General features: G+C 56.2%; 16 protein-coding genes and 1 pseudogene. 5 read left to right on the forward strand and 12 right to left on the reverse strand.

Going from position 1 to position 20,049, the window contains the following annotated elements:
- Window positions 1-126: 126 nt before the first annotated feature.
- A pseudogene (locus JLG71_RS28640) lies at window positions 127-192 on the reverse strand (hypothetical protein); the annotation flags it as partial.
- A gap of 39 nt (window positions 193-231) precedes the next feature.
- Between JLG71_RS28640 and mfd the strand changes: the two are divergent.
- Window positions 232-3,678 (forward strand): transcription-repair coupling factor, encoded by a 3,447-nt coding sequence (gene mfd, locus JLG71_RS16780; protein WP_014228854.1) that lies wholly within the window; start codon window positions 232-234, stop codon window positions 3,676-3,678.
- 166 nt (window positions 3,679-3,844) lie between these two features.
- On the forward strand, window positions 3,845-4,804 hold the full coding sequence (gene ldtC / locus JLG71_RS16785; RefSeq protein ID WP_032719683.1) for a L,D-transpeptidase LdtC: 960 nt from the start codon (window positions 3,845-3,847) through the stop codon (window positions 4,802-4,804).
- A 221-nt stretch (window positions 4,805-5,025) separates the two neighbouring features.
- Here the strand turns inward: ldtC and bhsA are convergent, their stop codons facing one another.
- Window positions 5,026-5,283, reverse strand: coding sequence for a multiple stress resistance protein BhsA (gene bhsA, locus JLG71_RS16790; protein WP_004131427.1), 258 nt, complete (start codon window positions 5,281-5,283; stop codon window positions 5,026-5,028).
- Window positions 5,284-5,532: 249 nt separating this feature from the next.
- On the opposite strand from bhsA, the gene JLG71_RS16795 reads away from it, so the two are divergent.
- Window positions 5,533-6,168 carry a TetR/AcrR family transcriptional regulator gene (locus JLG71_RS16795; RefSeq protein ID WP_196942123.1) on the forward strand — a complete coding sequence of 212 codons (636 nt, stop codon included), beginning with the start codon at window positions 5,533-5,535 and terminating at the stop codon, window positions 6,166-6,168.
- 370 nt (window positions 6,169-6,538) lie between these two features.
- On the forward strand, window positions 6,539-8,716 hold the full coding sequence (locus JLG71_RS16800; RefSeq protein ID WP_049071768.1) for a TonB-dependent siderophore receptor: 2,178 nt from the start codon (window positions 6,539-6,541) through the stop codon (window positions 8,714-8,716).
- A gap of 56 nt (window positions 8,717-8,772) precedes the next feature.
- Here JLG71_RS16800 and JLG71_RS16805 read toward each other — a convergent pair whose 3' ends face one another.
- From JLG71_RS16805 to hinT, 8 genes are all read right to left on the reverse strand, one after another.
- Entirely contained in the window at window positions 8,773-9,312 is a 540-nt protein-coding gene (locus tag JLG71_RS16805; protein ID WP_004131424.1) for a glycine zipper 2TM domain-containing protein, read from the reverse strand.
- Between the two features lie 225 nt (window positions 9,313-9,537).
- On the reverse strand, window positions 9,538-10,842 hold the full coding sequence (locus tag JLG71_RS16810; RefSeq protein ID WP_004849932.1) for an NAD(P)/FAD-dependent oxidoreductase: 1,305 nt from the start codon (window positions 10,840-10,842) through the stop codon (window positions 9,538-9,540).
- A gap of 235 nt (window positions 10,843-11,077) precedes the next feature.
- Entirely contained in the window at window positions 11,078-11,620 is a 543-nt protein-coding gene (gene ycfP / locus JLG71_RS16815) for an alpha/beta hydrolase YcfP (RefSeq protein WP_004849931.1), read from the reverse strand.
- A gap of 36 nt (window positions 11,621-11,656) precedes the next feature.
- Window positions 11,657-12,667 (reverse strand): beta-N-acetylhexosaminidase, encoded by a 1,011-nt coding sequence (nagZ, locus tag JLG71_RS16820; protein WP_029946910.1) that lies wholly within the window; start codon window positions 12,665-12,667, stop codon window positions 11,657-11,659.
- Window positions 12,668-12,698: 31 nt separating this feature from the next.
- Window positions 12,699-13,517, reverse strand: a complete 819-nt coding sequence (gene thiK / locus JLG71_RS16825; protein ID WP_046876503.1) for a thiamine kinase — start codon at window positions 13,515-13,517, stop codon at window positions 12,699-12,701.
- A complete protein-coding gene (gene lpoB / locus JLG71_RS16830) occupies window positions 13,498-14,133 on the reverse strand; it encodes a penicillin-binding protein activator LpoB (RefSeq protein WP_014228847.1) in 636 nt (211 codons plus the stop codon). Before lpoB ends, thiK begins: the two co-directional genes overlap by 20 nt.
- Before the next feature lie 12 nt (window positions 14,134-14,145).
- The gene (locus JLG71_RS16835) at window positions 14,146-14,520 is read right to left on the reverse strand and encodes a YcfL family protein (protein WP_014228846.1); all 375 of its coding nucleotides are present in this window, start codon (window positions 14,518-14,520) and stop codon (window positions 14,146-14,148) included.
- Window positions 14,521-14,525: 5 nt separating this feature from the next.
- Window positions 14,526-14,882: a purine nucleoside phosphoramidase gene (gene hinT / locus JLG71_RS16840; protein ID WP_004849924.1), complete on the reverse strand. Its 357-nt coding sequence runs from the start codon at window positions 14,880-14,882 to the stop codon at window positions 14,526-14,528.
- Window positions 14,883-15,235: 353 nt separating this feature from the next.
- On the opposite strand from hinT, the gene fhuE reads away from it, so the two are divergent.
- Window positions 15,236-17,419, forward strand: a complete 2,184-nt coding sequence (gene fhuE / locus JLG71_RS16845) for a ferric-rhodotorulic acid/ferric-coprogen receptor FhuE (protein ID WP_102802832.1) — start codon at window positions 15,236-15,238, stop codon at window positions 17,417-17,419.
- 99 nt (window positions 17,420-17,518) lie between these two features.
- On the opposite strand, the gene ptsG is transcribed toward fhuE, so the two are convergent.
- Together ptsG and JLG71_RS16855 are read right to left on the reverse strand one after the other, a co-directional pair.
- Window positions 17,519-18,952, reverse strand: a complete 1,434-nt coding sequence (ptsG, locus tag JLG71_RS16850) for a PTS glucose transporter subunit IIBC (RefSeq protein WP_014228844.1) — start codon at window positions 18,950-18,952, stop codon at window positions 17,519-17,521.
- Window positions 18,953-19,249: 297 nt separating this feature from the next.
- A complete protein-coding gene (locus JLG71_RS16855; protein ID WP_004849918.1) occupies window positions 19,250-20,044 on the reverse strand; it encodes a metal-dependent hydrolase in 795 nt (264 codons plus the stop codon).
- Between the last annotated feature and the right edge of the window lie 5 nt (window positions 20,045-20,049).

Consider the following 20,049-nt stretch of genomic DNA (forward strand, 5'->3'; position numbering starts at 1 on the left):
GTAGATTTTATTGACAAAAACAGCAAAACACCAATATAAACAACAAGATAGACAGGTAAGTCATTATTTAACTTTACGCTTATCGGAGTTCGTTACATTTTTGGCCACGACAGGATGTTTGCGATACGGGTTGGCGAATCCGGGTCGATCGCGGATAATCTCACTATTGAATATCAGCGAGTTGCCCTCCATATCGGCAGAGCGAATACCCAAGAGATCATGATACCGTCTATGCCTGAACAATACCGATACTCTCTGCCGGTTAAAGCCGGCGATCAGCGCCAGATTGGCGAACTGACCGGCGCGGCCTGCGCCACTCTGGTGGCGGAAATGGCCGAGCGCCACGGCGGACCGGTGGTACTGATTGCCCCCGATATGCAAAACGCCCTGCGTCTGAATGATGAAATCAGGCAGTTTACCGATAGCATGGTGGCGGGCCTGGCGGATTGGGAAACCCTCCCCTACGATAGCTTTTCCCCGCACCAGGACATTATCTCTTCCCGTCTCGCCACCCTGTACCAGCTCCCGACCATGGAACGCGGCGTACTGATTATCCCGGTCAGCACCCTGATGCAGCGCGTCTGTCCGCATAATTTCCTCCACGGCCACGCGCTGGTGATGAAAAAAGGCCAGCGCCTGTCGCGGGATGCGCTGCGCTCCCAGCTGGATAGCGCCGGCTATCGTCACGTCGACCAGGTGATGGAGCACGGCGAGTACGCCACGCGCGGCGCATTGCTTGACCTTTTTCCTATGGGCAGCGAGCAGCCCTACCGTCTCGATTTTTTTGATGATGAGATAGACAGCCTGCGTCTGTTCGACGTCGACAGCCAGCGTACGCTGGAGGAAGTCGCCAGCATTAACCTGCTTCCGGCGCACGAATTCCCGACGGATCAGGCCGCTATCGAGCTATTCCGCAGCCAGTGGCGCGACCGCTTTGAGGTCAAACGCGACGCCGAGCATATTTATCAGCAGGTTAGTAAAGGCACGCTGCCCGCGGGAATCGAATACTGGCAGCCGCTGTTCTTTAACGAGCCGCTGCCGCCGCTGTTCAGCTATTTCCCGGCGAAAACGCTGATCGTTAATACCGGCGATCTGGAGGCCAGCGCCGAACGCTTCCAGAACGAAACCCGCGCCCGCTTTGAAAACCGCGGCGTCGACCCGATGCGCCCGCTTTTGCCGCCGGAACAGCTGTGGCTGCGCAGCGATGAGCTGTTTAGCGAGCTCAAAAAATGGCCGCGCGTCCAGCTCAAAACCGAGCGTCTGGCGGAAAAAGCCGCCAACACCAATCTCGGTTATCAGAAATTACCCGAGCTGGCGATCCAGGCGCAGAACAAAGCGCCGCTGGATAACCTGCGCCGATTCCTCGAGTCCTTCAGCGGGCCGGTGATTTTTTCGGTCGAGAGCGAGGGGCGTCGAGAGGCGCTTGGCGAAATGCTGGCGCGTATTAAGATCGCGCCAAAGCATATCCTGCGTCTTGAAGAGGCGACGGGTAATGGCCGCTATCTGATGATCGGCGCCGCCGAGCATGGTTTCGTCGATAGCCAGCGTAATCTGGCGCTGATTTGCGAAAGTGACCTGCTGGGCGAGCGCGTCGCGCGCCGTCGTCAGGACTCTCGCCGCACCATCAATCCCGATACGTTGATTCGTAACCTGGCGGAGCTGCATATCGGCCAACCGGTGGTGCATCTTGAGCATGGAGTTGGGCGCTACGCCGGAATGACCACCCTTGAAGCGGGCGGCATCAACGGCGAATACCTGATGCTGACCTACGCCAACGATGCCAAACTGTACGTGCCGGTGTCGTCGCTGCATCTGATTAGCCGCTATGCGGGCGGCGCGGAAGAGAATGCGCCGCTGCATAAACTGGGCGGCGACGTCTGGGCGCGGGCGCGGCAGAAAGCGGCGGAGAAAGTGCGCGACGTGGCCGCCGAACTGCTGGATATCTACGCCCAGCGTGCGGCGAAAGCGGGCTACGCGTTTAAACATGATAAAGAGCAATATCAGCTGTTCTGCGACGGCTTCCCGTTCGAGACCACGCCCGATCAGGCGCAGGCTATTAACGCCGTACTGAGCGATATGTGTCAGCCGCTGGCGATGGACCGTCTGGTGTGCGGCGATGTCGGCTTCGGCAAAACGGAAGTGGCGATGCGCGCCGCGTTTCTGGCGGTTGAAAACCATAAGCAGGTGGCGGTGCTGGTGCCGACCACCCTACTCGCCCAGCAGCACTTCGATAACTTTCGCGATCGCTTCGCCAACTGGCCGGTGCGCATCGAGATGCTCTCGCGCTTTCGTAGCGCCAAAGAGCAGGCGCAGATCCTCGAGCAGGTCGCGGAAGGGAAAGTCGATATTCTTATCGGCACCCATAAACTGCTGCAGCCGGACGTTAAGCTGCGCGATCTCGGCCTGCTGATTGTTGATGAAGAGCACCGCTTTGGCGTGCGCCATAAAGAGCGCATCAAGGCGATGCGCGCCGACGTCGATATCCTGACCCTGACCGCCACGCCTATTCCGCGTACGCTGAATATGGCGATGAGCGGTATGCGCGATCTGTCGATCATCGCCACCCCGCCCGCCCGCCGTCTGGCGGTCAAAACCTTCGTCCGCGAATATGACGCGCTGGTGGTCCGCGAGGCGATCCTGCGTGAGGTACTGCGCGGCGGCCAGGTTTACTACCTCTATAATGACGTGGAAAACATCCAGAAAGCCGCCGAGAGGCTGGCAGAGCTGGTGCCGGAAGCGCGCATTACCATCGGTCACGGCCAGATGCGCGAGCGCGAACTCGAACGGGTGATGAACGATTTTCATCACCAGCGCTTTAACGTGCTGGTGTGCACCACCATTATCGAAACCGGGATCGATATTCCAACGGCGAACACCATTATTATCGAGCGCGCCGATCACTTCGGTCTCGCACAGCTGCACCAGCTGCGCGGTCGCGTCGGTCGTTCGCACCATCAGGCTTATGCCTGGCTGCTGACGCCGCATCCGAAGGCGATGACCACCGATGCGCAAAAACGCCTTGAGGCTATTGCATCGCTGGAAGATCTCGGCGCTGGCTTCGCTCTGGCAACGCATGACCTCGAAATTCGCGGCGCGGGTGAACTGTTGGGCGAGGATCAGAGCGGTTCCATGGAAACCATCGGCTTCTCCCTCTATATGGAGCTGCTGGAAAATGCCGTTGACGCGCTGAAAGCAGGCCGCGAACCCTCGCTGGAGGATCTTACCAGTCAGCAGACCGAAGTTGAGCTACGGATGCCGTCGCTGCTGCCGGATGACTTTATCCCGGATGTGAATACGCGCCTGTCGTTCTACAAACGCATTGCCAGCGCGAAGAACGAGAATGAGCTGGAGGAGATCAAAGTCGAGCTTATCGATCGCTTTGGCCTGCTGCCCGACCCGGCAAGAAACCTGCTCGATATCGCCCGACTGCGCCAGCAGGCGCAGAAGCTGGGGATCCGCAAGCTGGAGAGCAACGAAAAGGGCGGCACCATTGAGTTTAACGAGAAGAATAACGTGAACCCGATGTGGCTAATTGGCCTGTTGCAAAAGCAGCCTCAGCACTATCGCCTGGATGGCCCAACGCGCCTCAAGTTTACGCAGGACCTTGCCGAGCGTAAAACGCGGATGGAGTGGGTGCGCCAGTTTATGCGCCAGCTCGAAGAGAACGCCGCCGCCTGATAGCAGGCGGGATGCGGCCTGTGCGTCGTATCCCGCCCCTCCCCACTTGTTCGGCAAAATTTACAAACATTTTGCAATCCCTCTGAACTTCCAGACACTCGCTTCGCCATAATCTCAAGGACTTTTCGTATAAAAATAACCACTTACTTATTATGGAATTAGGGTGATGAAAAGCTTTACGCGAATTTCTCTCTGGCTGGGGATGATAGCTATCGCCGCCGCGCTGGCGCTGCCCGCTCGCGCCAATACCTGGCCCCTGCCGCCTCCGGGCAGCCGTCTGGTCGGGCAAAACCAGTTTCATGTCGTCGAGAACAACGGCGGCTCCCTCGAAGCGATCGCCAAAAAGTACAACGTCGGTTTTCTGGCCCTGCTCCAGGCTAACCCCGGGGTGGATCCGTATGTTCCACGAGCCGGTAGCGTGCTGACGATTCCGCTGCAAACCCTGCTGCCCGACGCGCCGCGCGAAGGATTAGTCCTTAACCTGGCCGAACTTCGCCTCTATTACTATCCGCCAGGAAGAAGTGAAGTAACCGTTTATCCTATCGGCATTGGTCAGCTCGGCGGCGACACCATCACGCCGACGATGGTCACCACCGTCTCCGACAAACGCGCCAACCCGACCTGGACGCCGACGGCCAATATTCGCGCCCGCTATAAAGCAATGGGCATTGACCTGCCTGCCGTCATGCCCGCTGGCCCGGATAACCCCATGGGGCACCACGCTATTCGCCTGGCGGCGTACGGCGGCGTGTATCTGCTGCACGGCACCAACGCCGACTTCGGCATCGGCATGCGCGTCAGCTCCGGCTGTATTCGCCTGCGCGATGACGACATCAAAGCGTTGTACAACGAAATCACCCCGGGAACGAAGGTGACGATTATCAATACGCCAATCAAGGTGTCCGTGGAGCCGAACGGCACCCGTCTGGTGGAGGTCCATCAGCCGCTGTCAAAACATATTGATGACGACCCGCAGACGCTGCCCATTACCCTTACCGACAGCATGCAGGCGTTTAAGCAGGCACAGTTGACCGACACCGAGGTAATGGAACGCGCGATGATGCTGCGTTCGGGCATGCCGATTGACGTCACCCGCCACCATCGCGTAACGGAGCAGTCGCTCTAGTTCGCTAAACTGCCGACGAAAAAAAACCGCCTTCAGTTCACTGAGGCGGTTTTTTTATGGCAATAATCAAACAGGGTCCTGCTTTTCTGCGGGTTGCGGCGCCATATAAGGGGTGGGCACCGCCTCTCGTCAGAGAACAACGTACTTCTTACTTTACGCGGACTGCTGAAGGGGGTCAGATCCGCGCGTGGTCAGTGGCATAACAGGGGTAGTTCAAAAAATTATTTGTAGATAACCGCAGTCCCGTGAAGGGTGTTAGGACCGGTTACGGACGTAATACGGTAAGAGGTTGCGCCCATCTCTTCCGCTTTTTGCGCCAGCTGATCTTCCAGCGAACCCAGGTTGGTCCCGGCTGAGGCGGAAACGGTACCGATTTTATGCTGACCCGCCGGCGTTGACTGAACTTCTACAGCGGCGAAGCTGGCGAAAGAGAGTGAGCTAAGAACAGCGGCGATAGCGAGTGTTTTAACATTTTTCATGATTGTTATACCTGTGCAGATGAATGTTTTTGTAGGGGCGAATGCATTTAATTAACGATCGATAGGGAAATGATAATGTGATCCACGTCACACGTCAAACTATTTTTATAACGACCGTTTAACTATTTATAAACAGCTTAAAATTCATACATATATGAATTATTTATTTTTAGAGCAACATCGCTGGTAGCACGTAAGGTTTATTTTTATAATGCCTTTTCAACAAACCAACACAGGTACAGCGGCACCATGACAACTGACGTTCAAAGTTGCACGAAAAAAAGCCGTGGCCGACCTAAAGTGTTCGACAGGGAAGCGGCGCTGGATAAGGCCATGACACTCTTCTGGCAGCACGGCTATGAAGCGACCTCTCTCGCCGATTTAGTGGAGGCGACGGGCGCAAAAGCGCCTACGCTTTACGCGGAATTTGTGAATAAAGAGGGGTTGTTTCGCGCGGTGCTGGATCGCTACATCGCGCGTTTTGCCGCCAGGCACGAAGCGCTCCTGTTTGACGAAGAGAAAAGCGTCGATCGAGCGTTACGCGACTACTTCACCGCCGTCGCGACCTGCTTTACCAGCAAAGAAACGCCGGCAGGCTGCTTTATGATTAATACCTCCGCAGCGCTCGCGGCGGCGTCCACCGATATCGCCAATACCGTTAAGTCCCGGCACGCAATGCAGGAACAGACGCTAACGCAGTTTCTCCAGCAGCGGCAGCTGCGCGGCGAGCTGCCGCCAGACGGCGACGTACGTCAGCTGGCGCAGTTCCTCAACTGCATATTACAAGGCATGTCGATCAGCGCCCGCGAAGGCGCCGACTTCACTAAAATCATGCAAATCGCCGAGACTACGCTGCATCTGTGGCCCCAGGTTCTTCAGCGCTAAGAACTCGCTTACCGGTGGGCTCCCCACCGGTTCCCCTCCCCTTTATCCCTACATAACGCAATGTTTTCAGTCATTTATTTTGTTCATTTCGCGAGAATGATATTGATAACAATAATCAATACGGGCAAAATTCGGCCTTAAACGTTTCTGTATATTTCACCGTGTAACAACCGGTACGCCCGTACCGAATAACGAAAACAACGATATCGTAAGCCCTAAATAATTCGAGTTGCAGGACATGGCGCTTGCGCCTTGATCTGCGCTAGCGCTGGCCCCGTAGGGGCGAGGCCCATGGATGGGCCGAGTAATCCGCAGTCAACACACCTGCAACTTGAAGAATGACGGGCATAAACTCATAAAAGGAATGAGCATGAACAAGCGTCTCTGGGTGCTTAACCCACTGCTGCTGGCAACCGCCCTGCCCGCCTGGGCCGCTGATGACAGCATGATCGTCAGCGCAAACCGAACGCACCGCACCGTCGCTGAAATGGCCCAGACCACCTGGGTTATCGAAGGCCAGGAAATTGAACAGCAAGTTCAGGGCGGAAAAGAATTTAAAGACGTGCTGGCGCAGCTGATCCCCGGCATCGACGTCAGCAGCCAGGGACGCACCAACTACGGCATGAATATGCGCGGCCGCGCGATCGTCGTGCTGATTGACGGCGTTCGCCTTAACTCTTCCCGTACCGATAGCCGCCAGCTGGATTCTATCGATCCGTTTAACATTGAGCATATCGAGGTGATCTCCGGCGCCACATCGCTGTACGGCGGCGGTAGTACCGGCGGCCTTATTAATATCGTCACCAAAAAGGGCCAGCAGGAGCGCCAGGTTGACCTGGAGCTGGGGAGCAAAACCGGTTTTGCCAACAGCAACGATCATGATGAACGCGTGGCGGCAGCGGTCAGCGGCGGTACCGACCACGCTTCCGGCCGTTTATCGGTCGCCTATCAGCGTTTTGGCGGCTGGTATGATGGCAATAACGATGCGCTGATCCTTGATAATACCCAGACCGGGCTTCAGCATTCCGACCGTCTGGATGTGATGGGAACGGGAACCATTGAGATTGACGAGAACCGTCAGCTGCAGCTGGTAACCCAGTACTATAAAAGCCAGGGCGACGATTACGGTCTGTACCTCGGGAAAAATATGTCGGCGGTGACCGGCGACGGCAAAGCCTTTACCACCGATGGCCTGAACTCCGACCGCGTCCCCGGCACCGAACGTCACCTGATAAGCCTGCAGTATTCCGATGCCGATTTCCTCGGCCAGAATCTGGTCAGCCAGGTCTATTATCGTGATGAATCCCTGACTTTTTACCCTTTCCCTACGCTCAGCAAAGGCCAGGTCAGCAGCTTCTCCTCTTCAAAGCAGGATACCGATCAGTACGGCGCGAAGATCACCCTGAATAGCCAGCCGCTGGATGGCTGGGATCTGACCTGGGGAGTGGACGCCGACCACGAAACCTTCAACGCCAATCAGATGTTCTTCGATTTGGGCCAGTCTATGTCTTCCGGCGGTCTGAATAACCAGGCTATCTACACCACCGGCCGTTATCCCGGCTACAGCATTACCAACCTGGCGCCGTTCCTGCAGTCCAGCTATGACCTGAACGACATCTTCACTATCAGCGGCGGCGTACGTTATCAGTGGACGGAAAACCGGGTCGATGATTTTGTCGGCTATGCCCAGCAGCAGGATGTCGCCAGCGGCAAGGTCAGCTCAGCGGATGCCATTCCGGGCGGAAAAACCGATTACGACAACTTCCTGTTTAACGCCGGGATTGTCGCCCATCTCACCGATCGTCAGCAGACCTGGTTTAACTTCTCCCAGGGCGTTGAGCTGCCGGATCCGGGCAAATACTACGGCATCGGTAAGTACGGCGCGGCGGTCAACGGCCATCTTCCGCTTCTCTCAAGCGTGAACGTTGGCGATTCGCCGCTGCAGGGAATTAAAGTTAACTCGTACGAACTGGGCTGGCGCTACACCGGCGATAATCTACGCACTCAGCTGGCGGCTTACTACTCGACCTCCGATAAAACGATCGTCGTTAACCGTACCGATATGACCATCGATGTGCAGTCCGATAAACGCCGTATTTATGGCGTAGAGGGCGCGGTGGACTACTACTTCCCGAACAGCGACTGGAGCGCCGGAGCTAACTTTAACGTGCTGAAATCGCAGGTGAAAAGCGACGGTAGCTGGCAGAAGTGGGACGTCACTCTCGCCTCGCCGTCAAAAGCCACCGCGTGGGTTGGCTGGGCGCCGGAGCCGTGGTCGCTGCGGGTGCAGAGCCAGCAGGTGTTTGATATCAGCGATGCCAGCGGCAATAAGCTCGACGGCTACAATACGGTAGACTTTATCGGCAGCTACGCGCTCCCTCTCGGCAAGCTGACCTTCAGCATTGAGAACCTGCTCAATGAAGATTATGTCACCCTCTGGGGCCAGCGCGCGCCGCTGCTGTATAGCCCGACCTACGGCAGCAGCTCTCTCTACGAGTATAAAGGTCGCGGACGCACCTTCGGCCTGAACTACGCTTTGAGCTTCTGATAAAAAAAGCCCCTCAGCCAGAGAGCCTGAGGGGCGAATAAAGATACACATCTTTTTTACGCTTTGTTAGTCAGAATCAGTTGGCCATTGCTGTCCAGCGGGATTTGCGTACCAGGGTCGCGATCCATACGGATTTTGCCCTGCTGGTCGCCGATTTTGTAAGTGACATCGTAGCCGAGCATTTTTTCTGATTTATCGTACACCGTTTTGCAGCGCTGCTGCGTCGTGGTGTAGGTATCCCCTTCCTGCATTGAGCCCTGAATCTGGTTACCGGCATAGCCGCCGCCCAGCGCGCCCACAACGGTGGCAACGTCGCGGCCGCGTCCGCCGCCGAACTGATGGCCAATAACCCCACCGGCCACCGCGCCCAGCACGGATCCGGCGATGCGGTTTTCATCCTGCACCGGTCGACGATGGGTCACGGTGACGTTCCGGCACTCCTGACGCGGGGTTTTGACGCTCTCTTTTATCGGCGTACTGGATACTACCTGTGCATACTGCGGGCCGCGATCTAACACGTTAAGACCGGCAACGGCTGCGACGCCCAGCGCGGCAGCCACGCCAATTCCTATACCCGCCAACATTGATTTATTCACGGGACTTCCTCCTTCGTTGCTATTGCCCCTAATTTTGCAATCCAGGCATCAGGCTTGCAAATAAGAAAGCGGATGAAAAGTGCGTGAACGTGTGGCAAATCAACGGGATTCGGAGGAATCTGAGAGGGTTTCCCGGCAAGGAAAGGAGGATATTCTGGTTATGAGTCTCTTAATGCGAAAAGCAAACGGGCGGACAAAACCTTCTGGCTTTGCCGCCCAGAGACATTAATGCAGCTTCAGGCGCGGACGAATAATGCGGTTGATACGTCCTACCAGCATCATCAGGCCGGTTTTAAAGTAGCCGTGCAGCGCAATCTGGTGCATGCGATACAGAGAGATATAGACGAAGCGCGCAATGCGACCTTCGATCATCATTGAACCGCGCATCAGGTTGCCCATCAGGCTGCCCACGGTGGAATAGTTAGAGAGCGACACCAGCGAACCGTGATCTTTATAGGTATAAGCTTTCAGCGGCTTACCTTTCATCTGCGCCAGAATATTGTGCAGGGCGCAGGTCGCCATCTGGTGCGCAGCCTGAGCGCGCGGCGGGACAAAACCGCCTTCCGGGCGGGCGCAGGACGCGCAGTCGCCGATGGCGTAAATATCCGCATCGCGCGTCGTTTGCAGCGTCGGTTCGACCACCAGCTGGTTAATACGGTTAGTCTCCAGACCGCCAATCTCTTTCATAAAGTCCGGCGCCTTAATCCCGGCCGCCCAGACCATCAGGTCAGCGTTGATAAATTCACCTTCTTTCGTGTGCAGACCGTTTGCATCGGCGCTGGTGACCATGGTTTTGGTCAATACGCGGACGCCAAGCTTGGTCAGCTCGCTGTGCGCGGCGCCGGAAATGCGCGGCGGCAGCGCGGGCAGAATACGCTCGCCAGCTTCAACCAGCGTCACGTTCAGAGCTTCGTTAGTCAGACCTTTGTAGCCGTAGCTGTGCAGCTGTTTCACCGCATTGTGCAGCTCGGCCGACAGCTCAACGCCGGTCGCGCCGCCGCCGACGATGGCGATATTCACCTTGCCGTTCGCCCCGAGGTTCGCCGAATACTTGAGGAACAGATCCAGCATTTCCTGATGGAAACGACGCGCCTGATGCGGATTATCGAGGAAGATGCAGTTCTCTTTCACGCCAGGCGTGTTGAAGTCGTTCGACGTACTTCCCAGCGCCATGACCAGCGTGTCGTACGGCAGCTTACGCTCGGGCACCAGCAGCTCGCCCTTCTCGTTATGCAGCTCGGCGAGGGTGATCGTTTTGGTTTCACGGTTAATATCCACCACCGATCCCAGCTGGAACTGGAAGTCGTGGTTACGGGCGTGAGCAAGATAGCTCAGCGCGTCTACACCTTCATCAAGTGAACCGGTCGCCACTTCATGCAGCAGCGGTTTCCACAGGTGGCTGTGGTTACGATCAACCAGCGTGATTTTGGCCTTTTTATTACGGCCCAGCTTTTTACCCAACTGGGTAGCCAGCTCCAGCCCACCGGCACCACCACCCACAATCACTATTTTTTTCAATGGCGTAGTCACGCGACCCCCTAAAATTATTAACCAATTGTTAACTAAAAGTTATACATATAACCTTTAATTAACAACAGGTTACGGCAGTGAAACCATTCAGCGAGATCGAGAATAACATGAACGGTGCATTGGTCATACCAAAATTGATATGCATCAAGTTTTACCGCATATTTTTTGAGCGCAGAATCGCAAAAATGAATAAAAAAAAGCCCGCGATGTTTTCACATTGCGGGCCGGCGCGCGTTTAGCCGAGGGTTTTGAAGGCTTTTATGCGCTGGAGATGCGGGGAGATATTCTTGAACTTGTGGGTCTGTTCTTCATCCCAGATTATCTCATAGTAATGGTGCAGCAGGTCCGCCGAACGCTGGCTATTCAGCGCTTCGTCCTGACGAGATAGCACCACCAGGCAGCGATCGCGGTTTTTTTCGCGGAAATTATTCACGCATTTGGTGGCAATATCCGCATACTCTTCCGGCCGATCAATTTTCCCTTCCATGTTTTCATTGGGAAACAGGTTCGGGTTAAAAATGGCCTGGCGGATATCGCAAAGAAAGCCAATTCGCTCCGCCCAGAAGCCGCCGAGACCCACGCCGCAAATCAGCGGCCGATCGTCGGCGCTCAGCTGCAGCATCTTATCGACCTCTTTTAATAAGTGCTGCATATCATGTTTGGGATGCCGCGTGCTGTAGCTAATCAACCGAACATCGGGGTCAATAAACTGAAGCTGAAGCACCTTCTCATGGTTACCGGGGCTGTTTGAGTCAAAACCATGTAAATAGATAATCATCGCATCCTCACCAGACAACAACGCCTTTCAGGTTTATTACGCGGATTTCGCCTCTTGCCAGCGCGCGTGAAGCTGCTCAAGCTGCGCGCTGATCGTCTTCCAGCGGGCGGAATCCCTTAACGCCTGACGGCTAAAGGAACCTTTATGATACAATTTCGTAACACGTTCTGCTTTGATCGGCGACAGGTTATCCAGCACGCTGACCGCACCCTTACGATTATTGCAGACAAGGATCATATCGCAACCCGCATCCAGCGATGCCTGGCCGCGCTCGGCGTAGCTGCCCATAATCGCCGCCCCTTCCATCGACAGATCGTCAGAGAAAATCACCCCTTCAAATCCCAGCTCACCGCGCAGAACCGTTTTTAGCCAGTGCGCAGATCCGCTGGCCGGACGCGGGTCAACGTCGCTGTAGATGACGTGAGCGGGCATGATCGCATCAAGCCGCTGCTCGCCAATCAGCGTACGGAAGATGGCCATATCTCTGGCGCGAATTTCCGCTTCCGCGCGCGGATCGCGCGGCGTCTCTTTATGGGAATCGGCCGTCACCGCGCCGTGTCCGGGAAAGTGCTTACCGGTGGTTTTCATTCCCGCGGCGTGCATGCCGTCAATAAAATGACGAGCTATCGCCAGGGCTTTGTCGGGATCGTCGTGATAGGATCGCTCGCCAATAGCGGCGCTGATATGCCCAACGTCCAGAACCGGCGCAAAGCTGATATCAATATCCATGGCGATCATTTCGCTGGCCATCAGCCAGCCGGCCTCTGCGGCCAGCTTACCGCCCTCCTCCATGCCGAGCAGCGCGGCGAAAGATTGCGCCGCGGGAAGGCGGGTAAAGCCCTCGCGGAAACGCTGTACGCGCCCGCCTTCCTGATCTACCGCCACCACCAGATGGTTGCGCGAGGCCTCGCGGATCTGGCGGACCAGCTCACGCAGCTGCGCCGGATCGTGATAGTTGCGGGTAAACAGGATCAGCCCGCCAACCAAAGGATGCGCCAGAATCTCACGCTCTTCCGCATCCAGTTCAAAACCTTCGACATCCAACATTACCGGGCCCACATCCACCTCTCTTATCCTTTTACTTTTTGTCTAACTGGCGCCATACCTCATCCGCCAGCGCAATAAACTGTCGGTCACCGGTTTGCTGCCAGCGTCGCTCGTACCAGCCCGCCATCAGCAGCTGCACCCACGGACGCCAGCGCTGAATTTGCCGCCAGAGCTGAAGCTCATCGATGCTCGCCCGTCTCGCGTATTCTGCGGCTAGCCGACGATGCGCGGCGGGCTCGATCCACACCGCCGCCAGCTCCAGCGCAACATCGCCATCGCCCGCATATTCCCAGTCAATCAGCCGCAGCCCCGCCTCGCCGTGAACGATGTTGCCCGCATGGACATCCATATGTAACGGGGCGAGACGCAGCGGCCGGGGCTCGCCGCGACGCAGCAGCCGTTTGTGCCAACGTAGCCACTGCGGTGTGCGCCGCGCGGGGCTGCACTGTTGCCAGTAGCGCTCAAGCAGCGGCCGCAGCGCGATACGCCAGCCAAAGCGCGGCTGTCGGTGCAGATGATACAGTAACCCTGCGAGCGCCGGACACTCCGGTAATGCGTTAACCACATCGCCTGAGCAATATTCCACCACCATCCAGGCGGGAGAATAAAACACCGGCGCGGGCGCTAACGAATCGGGAAGGCGTGACAGAACGTGATATTGACGGCGAAAGTCGCAGGCCGGCGCATGCGGATCGTGCGGCTGGCGCAGCACCCGCTTTTGCCGACCATCGCTGAGAATGCAGCTGCCGCCGCTCAGCCCGTTTTGGGGCGGCGCGGCGACAGGCGTATAGCGCGGGAAAAAGCGCGACAGCACTTCGTCGCGCGTGAGCTTATTGTTGCTGAACAGCACCTTTGCCTGACCAGATAATTTCGCCGGTCTGGACCAGCATTAGCTGCATTTTCAGCTCAGGGGAATTGACGTTGCCGGTCGCGTTGGAATAGAGCACGTACTGTGCGCCAACGGTACGCGCAATGCCCATCGCTTTACTGCGGCTGCCAAGGCTATCCTGCGGCGACAGGCCAAGCTGCTGTTTGGCTACGCCCAGCTGCTGCTGCGAGACCAGGGTGAATTTTCCATTGCCTTCCAGCGCATTGCGCAGCGCCGTGGTGGCCTCTCCCGCATTCAACGTGCCGTTGGTGCGGTTATTGACGCTGTCGACCAGCAAAATGCTGCCCGCATTTACGCCGCTGGCCTGCAGCATCTGCCCTATCATCGGCTGCACCGCGGAATTCCAGTCAAAATGACGCACGCGCGGCGCCGGCTGCGCTGGCTGCTCGCCGTGTTCAATCGGACCCGGCTGCGTAGGTATCACGGGAATAGTCGGCACAGTCGGCTGCGGCTGAACGGGCTGCTGCGGCTTCGGCTGCGCTTCCTCAACGGGAGCGGGTTCCTGACGTTGACCCACGCATCCGGCAAGGAATATCGCCAGTGCGGTAACTAATGCATAGCGACATAGTTTAATCATTACGATTACCTCTTACAGATAAAGATAAAGTCGGGCCTTGTGCGCCCCCAGAATATTGGCGCTGCCATAAAGCGTAACGGAAGAGTGCGCAGGCACCGTTATGCTGCGCGCGGACTCCAGCGGATGCATTTCCAGCCCTCTGGCGTCATACCAGAAAAAGCGATAATGCACGGTCACCGGTACCTGGCGTTCATTGAACAAACGGGTGGTCGCCGTCGCCTGAATCTCGGATGCGGTCACCGTCGGTACTTCAGCGCTGATACCCGCTGCCAGTACGTTTGATTCCATCACCAGACTTTGCTGATCGCTGACCGGAATTTCCGGATGCGAACTGCACCCGGCCAGTAACGTCACGGCCAGAAGTGCGCCGAAGTGGGCTGCGCGCATGAATGTTAACCTTTATGAGCCAGCATCGGGCCTAACGGACGGCCGCCCAGCAGGTGCATATGGACATGGTAGACCTCCTGGCCCCCGTGGCGATTGCAGTTGACGATCAGGCGATAGCCATCGTCGGCAAGCCCCTCATCGCGGGCGATTTTCGCCGCGACGGTCATCATGCGTCCCAGGGCAAGCTCGTGCTCTGCGGTCACATCGTTGACGGTGGGAATCAGGATATTGGGAACGATCAGAATATGGGTTGGCGCCTGCGGAGAGATGTCGCGAAAAGCGGTCACGAGCTCATCCTGATAAACCACATCCGACGGGATCTCCCGGCGAATGATTTTGCTGAAAATCGTTTCTTCTGCCATGACTGATTCCTTAATAATTTTTATACCGTGCTCTGGCCTGCCTCTGCAGGTAAACGCGGATGCACAGGATTCCCCTAAGAGTATGAGCGAGTTACTCCCCCTCTTTCAACCTGAATGCGTTTTTTCTTACGCGACCAGGCGCTTAGCTGCTGACGGATTAAGCGTTTCTTCGCTGTATGCCCCCCGGTACCGGTCAACAAGACCCGGGTACAGCCGTTTTCCCACTTGTTTACACATTAAATATTAATGCGTATATTTCTCATTTGTATTCAAAGAAAATGCAGTGCACTGACGATCTACCGCGGCCATCGCGCCGCAGCAAATAACAACAATCACACGATCAAGGGTTTATGATGTCTCTCTCCACCAACTTTCGGGATGGGCGTAACGCGCCGTCCCTGCTTGCTATGGGTATCGCGCTGGCGATCTTTCCCAACCTCAGTCAGGCAGCCGGCACGTCCGAAGACACTCTTATTGTAGAAGGTTCCGCAGATAGCGCCTCGGAGACACAAGAGCAGGACTACAGCGTCAGAACCACCTCAGCCGGGACTAAAATGGAGATGGCCCAGCGCGATATCCCGCAATCGGTCAGTATCATTACCGAACAGCGGATGCGGGATCAGCAGCTGCAAACGCTGGGCGACGTCATGGACTATACCATGGGGATCAGCAGCAGCCAGGCGGACTCAGACCGCACCAGCTATTATTCCCGCGGTTTTGAGATCGACAATTATATGGTCGATGGCATTCCGACCTGGTTTGAATCTCGCTGGAATCTGGGCGACGCGCTTTCCGATATGGCCCTCTTCGAACGGGTTGAGGTCGTACGCGGCGCCAACGGCTTGCTGACCGGTACCGGCAACCCTGCCGCGTCGGTCAATATGATCCGCAAGCACGCGACCAGCCGGGAGTTCAAGGGAAATGTCTCTGCGGAGTACGGCAGCTGGAATAAGCAGCGCTACGTTGCTGATATGCAAAGCCCGCTGACTGACGATGGCAGCGTACGGGCGCGCATTATCGCCGGTTATCAAAATAATGATTCGTGGCTGGATCGCTATAACAGCGAAAAAACGTTCTTCTCCGGCATTCTTGATGCCGATCTCGGTACGTCGTCCGCTTTATCCGCTGGCTACGAGTATCAGCGTATCGACGTGAATAGCCCGACATGGGGTGGCCTGCCTCGCTGGAATACCGATGGCAGCAAGAACCACTATAATCGCGCCCACAGCACCGCGCCCGACTGGGCCTATAACGACAAAGAGATCAACAAGGTCTTCGTCACGCTGAAACAGCGCTTTGCCGATACCTGGCAGGCAACGATGAATGCCACCCATTCTGAGATCACGTTCGACAGCAAGATGATGTACGTGGACGCGTACGTCAACAAAGCGACCGGAATGCTGGTGGGCCCCTATAGCAGCTACGGCCCGGGCTATGATTACGTCGGCGGTACCGGCTGGAATAGCGGCAAACGTAAAGTCGACGCCGTTGACCTGTTCGCCGACGGCGGCTACGACCTGTTTGGTCGCCAGCACAACCTGATGATCGGCACCAGCTACAGTAAACAAAACAACCGCTATTTCAGTTCGTGGGCAAACGTCTTTCCCGATGAGGTTGGCAGCTTCTATAGCTTCAATAGCGCGACATTCCCGGAAACCAGCTGGGGCCCGCAGAGCCTGGCGCAGGACGATACCACGCGAATGAAGTCGCTGTATGCGGCGACGCGTTTTTCCCTGCTTGACCCGCTGCATCTGATTCTTGGCGTCCGCTATAACAACTGGAGCATCGAGACGCTGACCTACACGATGGAGAAAAACCATACCACCCCGTACGCCGGGCTGGTTTACGACATCAACGACAGCTGGTCGGCCTACACCAGCTATACCTCGGTCTTCCAGCCGCAGAATAAGCGCGATAGTTCCGGTAAATACCTGACCCCGGTTACCGGAAACAACTATGAAGTGGGCCTGAAGTCGGACTGGATGGACAGCCGGTTAACGACGACGCTCGCCCTATTCCGCATCGAGCAGGATAACCTCGGCCAGGCGACCGGCGGGCAAATCCCCGGCAGCAATGGCGAAGCAGCCTATAAAACCGTCGACGGTACCGTCAGCAAAGGGGTGGAGTTCGAAATCAACGGGGCGATTACCGATAACTGGCAGATGACCTTTGGGGCGACGCGTTTTGTCGCTGAAGACAATGAAGGCAATGCGGTGAATCCCAACCTGCCGCGTACCAGCGTCAAGCTGTTCACCCGCTACCGTCTGCCGGTAATGCCTGAACTGACCGTCGGCGGCGGCGTTAACTGGCAGAACCGGGTGTATAAAGATACCGCGACGCCGTACGGGACGTTCCGTGCGGAACAAGGCAGCTACGCGCTGGTGGATGTGTTCACTCGCTACCAGGTCACTAAAAATTTTGCTGTGCAGGGTAACGTCAATAACCTGTTCGACAAAACCTACGACACCAACGTCGATGGTTCCATCGTCTACGGCGAACCGCGCAACGTCAGCATTACGGCCAGCTATCAGTTCTGATCTCTGCTTAACGTGACAAAAGCCGCGGGCGCGCTTTTAACGCCTGCGGCCATTAAAAAAGGCAGCCCGTAGGCTGCCTTAGTCTCCCCATATCACAACTTAGCTGTTGCGGATGTATTCATCCATTTCAGTTTTCAGGTTATCGGATTTGGTACCGAAAATAGCCTGAACGCCTGAACCTGCAACAACCACGCCTGCGGCACCCAGTTTTTTCAGGCCAGCCTGATCAACTTTCGCCACATCCGCCACGCTCACGCGCAGACGAGTGATACATGCGTCGAGGTTAGTAATGTTCTCTTTACCGCCGAACGCGGCAATCAGAGCCGGAGCCATTTCGCTGGTCGCGCCAGCTTTGCTGTCTTCGGTGGCGTCTTCACGACCCGGGGTTTTCAGATCCAGCGCTTTGATCAGCACGCGGAACACCACGTAGTAAACAATCGCATAGCAGATACCGACGATCGGGAACAGCCACAGCTTGCTGCTGTTGCCAGACAGAACGATGAAGTCGATCAGGCCGTGAGAGAACGACGTACCGTCACGCATACCCAGCAGGATACAGATCGGGAAGGCCAGACCTGCCAGAATCGCGTGGATGATGTACAGGATCGGCGCAACGAACATGAACGAGAACTCGATCGGCTCGGTAATACCGGTCAGGAACGAGGTCAGCGCTGCGGAGATCATGATACCGCCCACTTTCGCGCGGTTTTCTGGTTTAGCAGAGTGCCAGATAGCGATAGCAGCGGCCGGCAGACCGTACATTTTGAACAGGAAGCCGCCGGACAGTTTGCCCGCAGTCGGGTCGCCTGCCATATAGCGCGGAATATCACCGTGGAAGACCTGACCTGCTGCGTTGGTGTATTCACCAATCTGCATCTGGAAAGGAACGTTCCAGATGTGGTGCAGACCAAACGGCACCAGGCAGCGCTCAATGAAGCCGTAGATACCGAACGCGACAACCGGGTTCTGGTAAGCGGCCCACTGGGAGAAAGTCTGGATTGCGGTACCGATCGGTGGCCAGATAAAGGACAGGATCACGCCAGTGAAGATCGCTGCCAGGCCGGAGATAATTGGCACAAAACGCTTGCCCGCAAAGAAGCCCAGATACTCAGGCAGCTTAATGCGATAGAAGCGGTTGAACATGTAGGCTGCGATGGCACCGGAGATGATACCGCCGAGGACGCCGGTATCCGCCAGGTGTTTAGCCGCAATCTCTTCAGCAGGTAAATGCAGAACCAGAGGTGCAACCACGGCCATGGTTTTCACCATGATGCCGTAAGCGACGACCGATGCCAGAGCGGATACGCCGTCGTTATTGGTGAAGCCAAGTGCGACACCGATAGCAAAAATCAGCGGCATGTTAGCGAAGACCGAACCGCCCGCTTCCGCCATGACGTGGGAAACTACGGCTGGCAGCCAGCTGAAGTTTGCGGAACCGACGCCCAGCAGGATACCTGCGATAGGCAGTACGGATACCGGCAGCATCAGCGATTTACCGACCTTCTGCAGGTTAGCAAATGCATTCTTAAACATAATTGAGAGTGCTCCTGAGTATTTGGTGCTTTTTTACGTTTTCACGCATTGGCCCGGGGGGAGAACCGCGCCGTGGACAGGACATCTAAGCGCCCTTTATTTATTACACAGAGTAAAATAATTACCGGGATGATTGTTTGACGGCTATCACGTTTCAATCAGACACCCATTAAAAACTGACATTGATTTACATAACTCGTGTCTGAATGTTGCCAAAAAACCTTCACCGCCCCATTTGTGGCGGTGAACTTTACTCGCTTTAGCTATTAATTACGAGCCTTAAAATAATAAGCAATATCAGAGAGGTTGCAGCCGGGAGGGGTCAATATGAAAAAGCGTCGCGAAATTTTCAGTCGTCTGTTGTGCCAGCTGCTCCAGCGATACGCCCTTGAGGACCGCCATATACTCGGCGACGTCCCTGACCATTGCCGGCTGGTTCTCTTTGCCGCGATGCGGTACCGGCGCCAGATACGGCGAATCGGTCTCCACCAGCAGGCGATCGAGAGGTACATAGCGCGCAGCATCGCGAAGCTGCTCCGCATTACGGAACGTCACAATGCCGGAAAACGAGATATAGAACCCCATATCCAGCAGCTTACCCGCTGTCTCCCTATCCTCAGTGAAACAGTGTAGTACGCCACCGCAATCCGTCACTTTTTCTTCGCGTAAAATTTCCAGCGTATCGGCGCGGGCATCGCGGGTGTGAACAATAACCGGCTTATTCAGCTCCCGGCCTATACGGATATGATCGCGAAACGACGCCTGCTGACGCGCTTTTGTTTCCGGCGTGTAGAAATAATCGAGCCCGGTCTCGCCCATCGCGACGACGCCGTCCTCTGCTGCGAGTTTGCGCAGCTCTTCAACGTCATACTCTTCATCCTGGTTTAACGGATGGACGCCGCAGGAAAAAACGACGTCGTGACGCTGCCCCACCAGCTCGCGCATACCGCGGTATCCCGGCAGCGTCGTCGCCACCGCCAGGCAAAATTTCACATCGCGCGCGGAAGCCTTTGCCAGTACATCGTCCACATCTTTATGCAGCGTTTGATAATCCAGGCCATCGAGATGGCAATGGGAGTCGACTAAAAACATGATGT

This window comes from Klebsiella michiganensis (genome assembly GCF_015139575.1).
GTDB classification, from domain to species: Bacteria; Pseudomonadota; Gammaproteobacteria; order Enterobacterales; family Enterobacteriaceae; genus Klebsiella; species Klebsiella michiganensis.

Bases quoted from the DNA above. Each gene is read 5' to 3' on its own strand.
- mfd (WP_014228854.1), top strand. From the start codon at position 232: ATGCCTGAACAATACCGATACTCTCTGCCGGTTAAAGCCGGCGATCAG.
- ldtC (WP_032719683.1), top strand. From the start codon at position 3,845: ATGAAAAGCTTTACGCGAATTTCTCTCTGGCTGGGGATGATAGCTATC.
- bhsA (WP_004131427.1), bottom strand. From the start codon at position 5,283: ATGAAAAATGTTAAAACACTCGCTATCGCCGCTGTTCTTAGCTCACTC.
- JLG71_RS16795 (WP_196942123.1), top strand. From the start codon at position 5,533: ATGACAACTGACGTTCAAAGTTGCACGAAAAAAAGCCGTGGCCGACCT.
- JLG71_RS16800 (WP_049071768.1), top strand. From the start codon at position 6,539: ATGAACAAGCGTCTCTGGGTGCTTAACCCACTGCTGCTGGCAACCGCC.
- ycfP (WP_004849931.1), bottom strand. From the start codon at position 11,620: ATGATTATCTATTTACATGGTTTTGACTCAAACAGCCCCGGTAACCAT.
- nagZ (WP_029946910.1), bottom strand. From the start codon at position 12,667: ATGTTGGATGTCGAAGGTTTTGAACTGGATGCGGAAGAGCGTGAGATT.
- lpoB (WP_014228847.1), bottom strand. From the start codon at position 14,133: ATGATTAAACTATGTCGCTATGCATTAGTTACCGCACTGGCGATATTC.
- JLG71_RS16835 (WP_014228846.1), bottom strand. From the start codon at position 14,520: ATGCGCGCAGCCCACTTCGGCGCACTTCTGGCCGTGACGTTACTGGCC.
- hinT (WP_004849924.1), bottom strand. From the start codon at position 14,882: ATGGCAGAAGAAACGATTTTCAGCAAAATCATTCGCCGGGAGATCCCG.
- fhuE (WP_102802832.1), top strand. From the start codon at position 15,236: ATGTCTCTCTCCACCAACTTTCGGGATGGGCGTAACGCGCCGTCCCTG.
- ptsG (WP_014228844.1), bottom strand. From the start codon at position 18,952: ATGTTTAAGAATGCATTTGCTAACCTGCAGAAGGTCGGTAAATCGCTG.
- JLG71_RS16855 (WP_004849918.1), bottom strand. From the start codon at position 20,044: ATGTTTTTAGTCGACTCCCATTGCCATCTCGATGGCCTGGATTATCAA.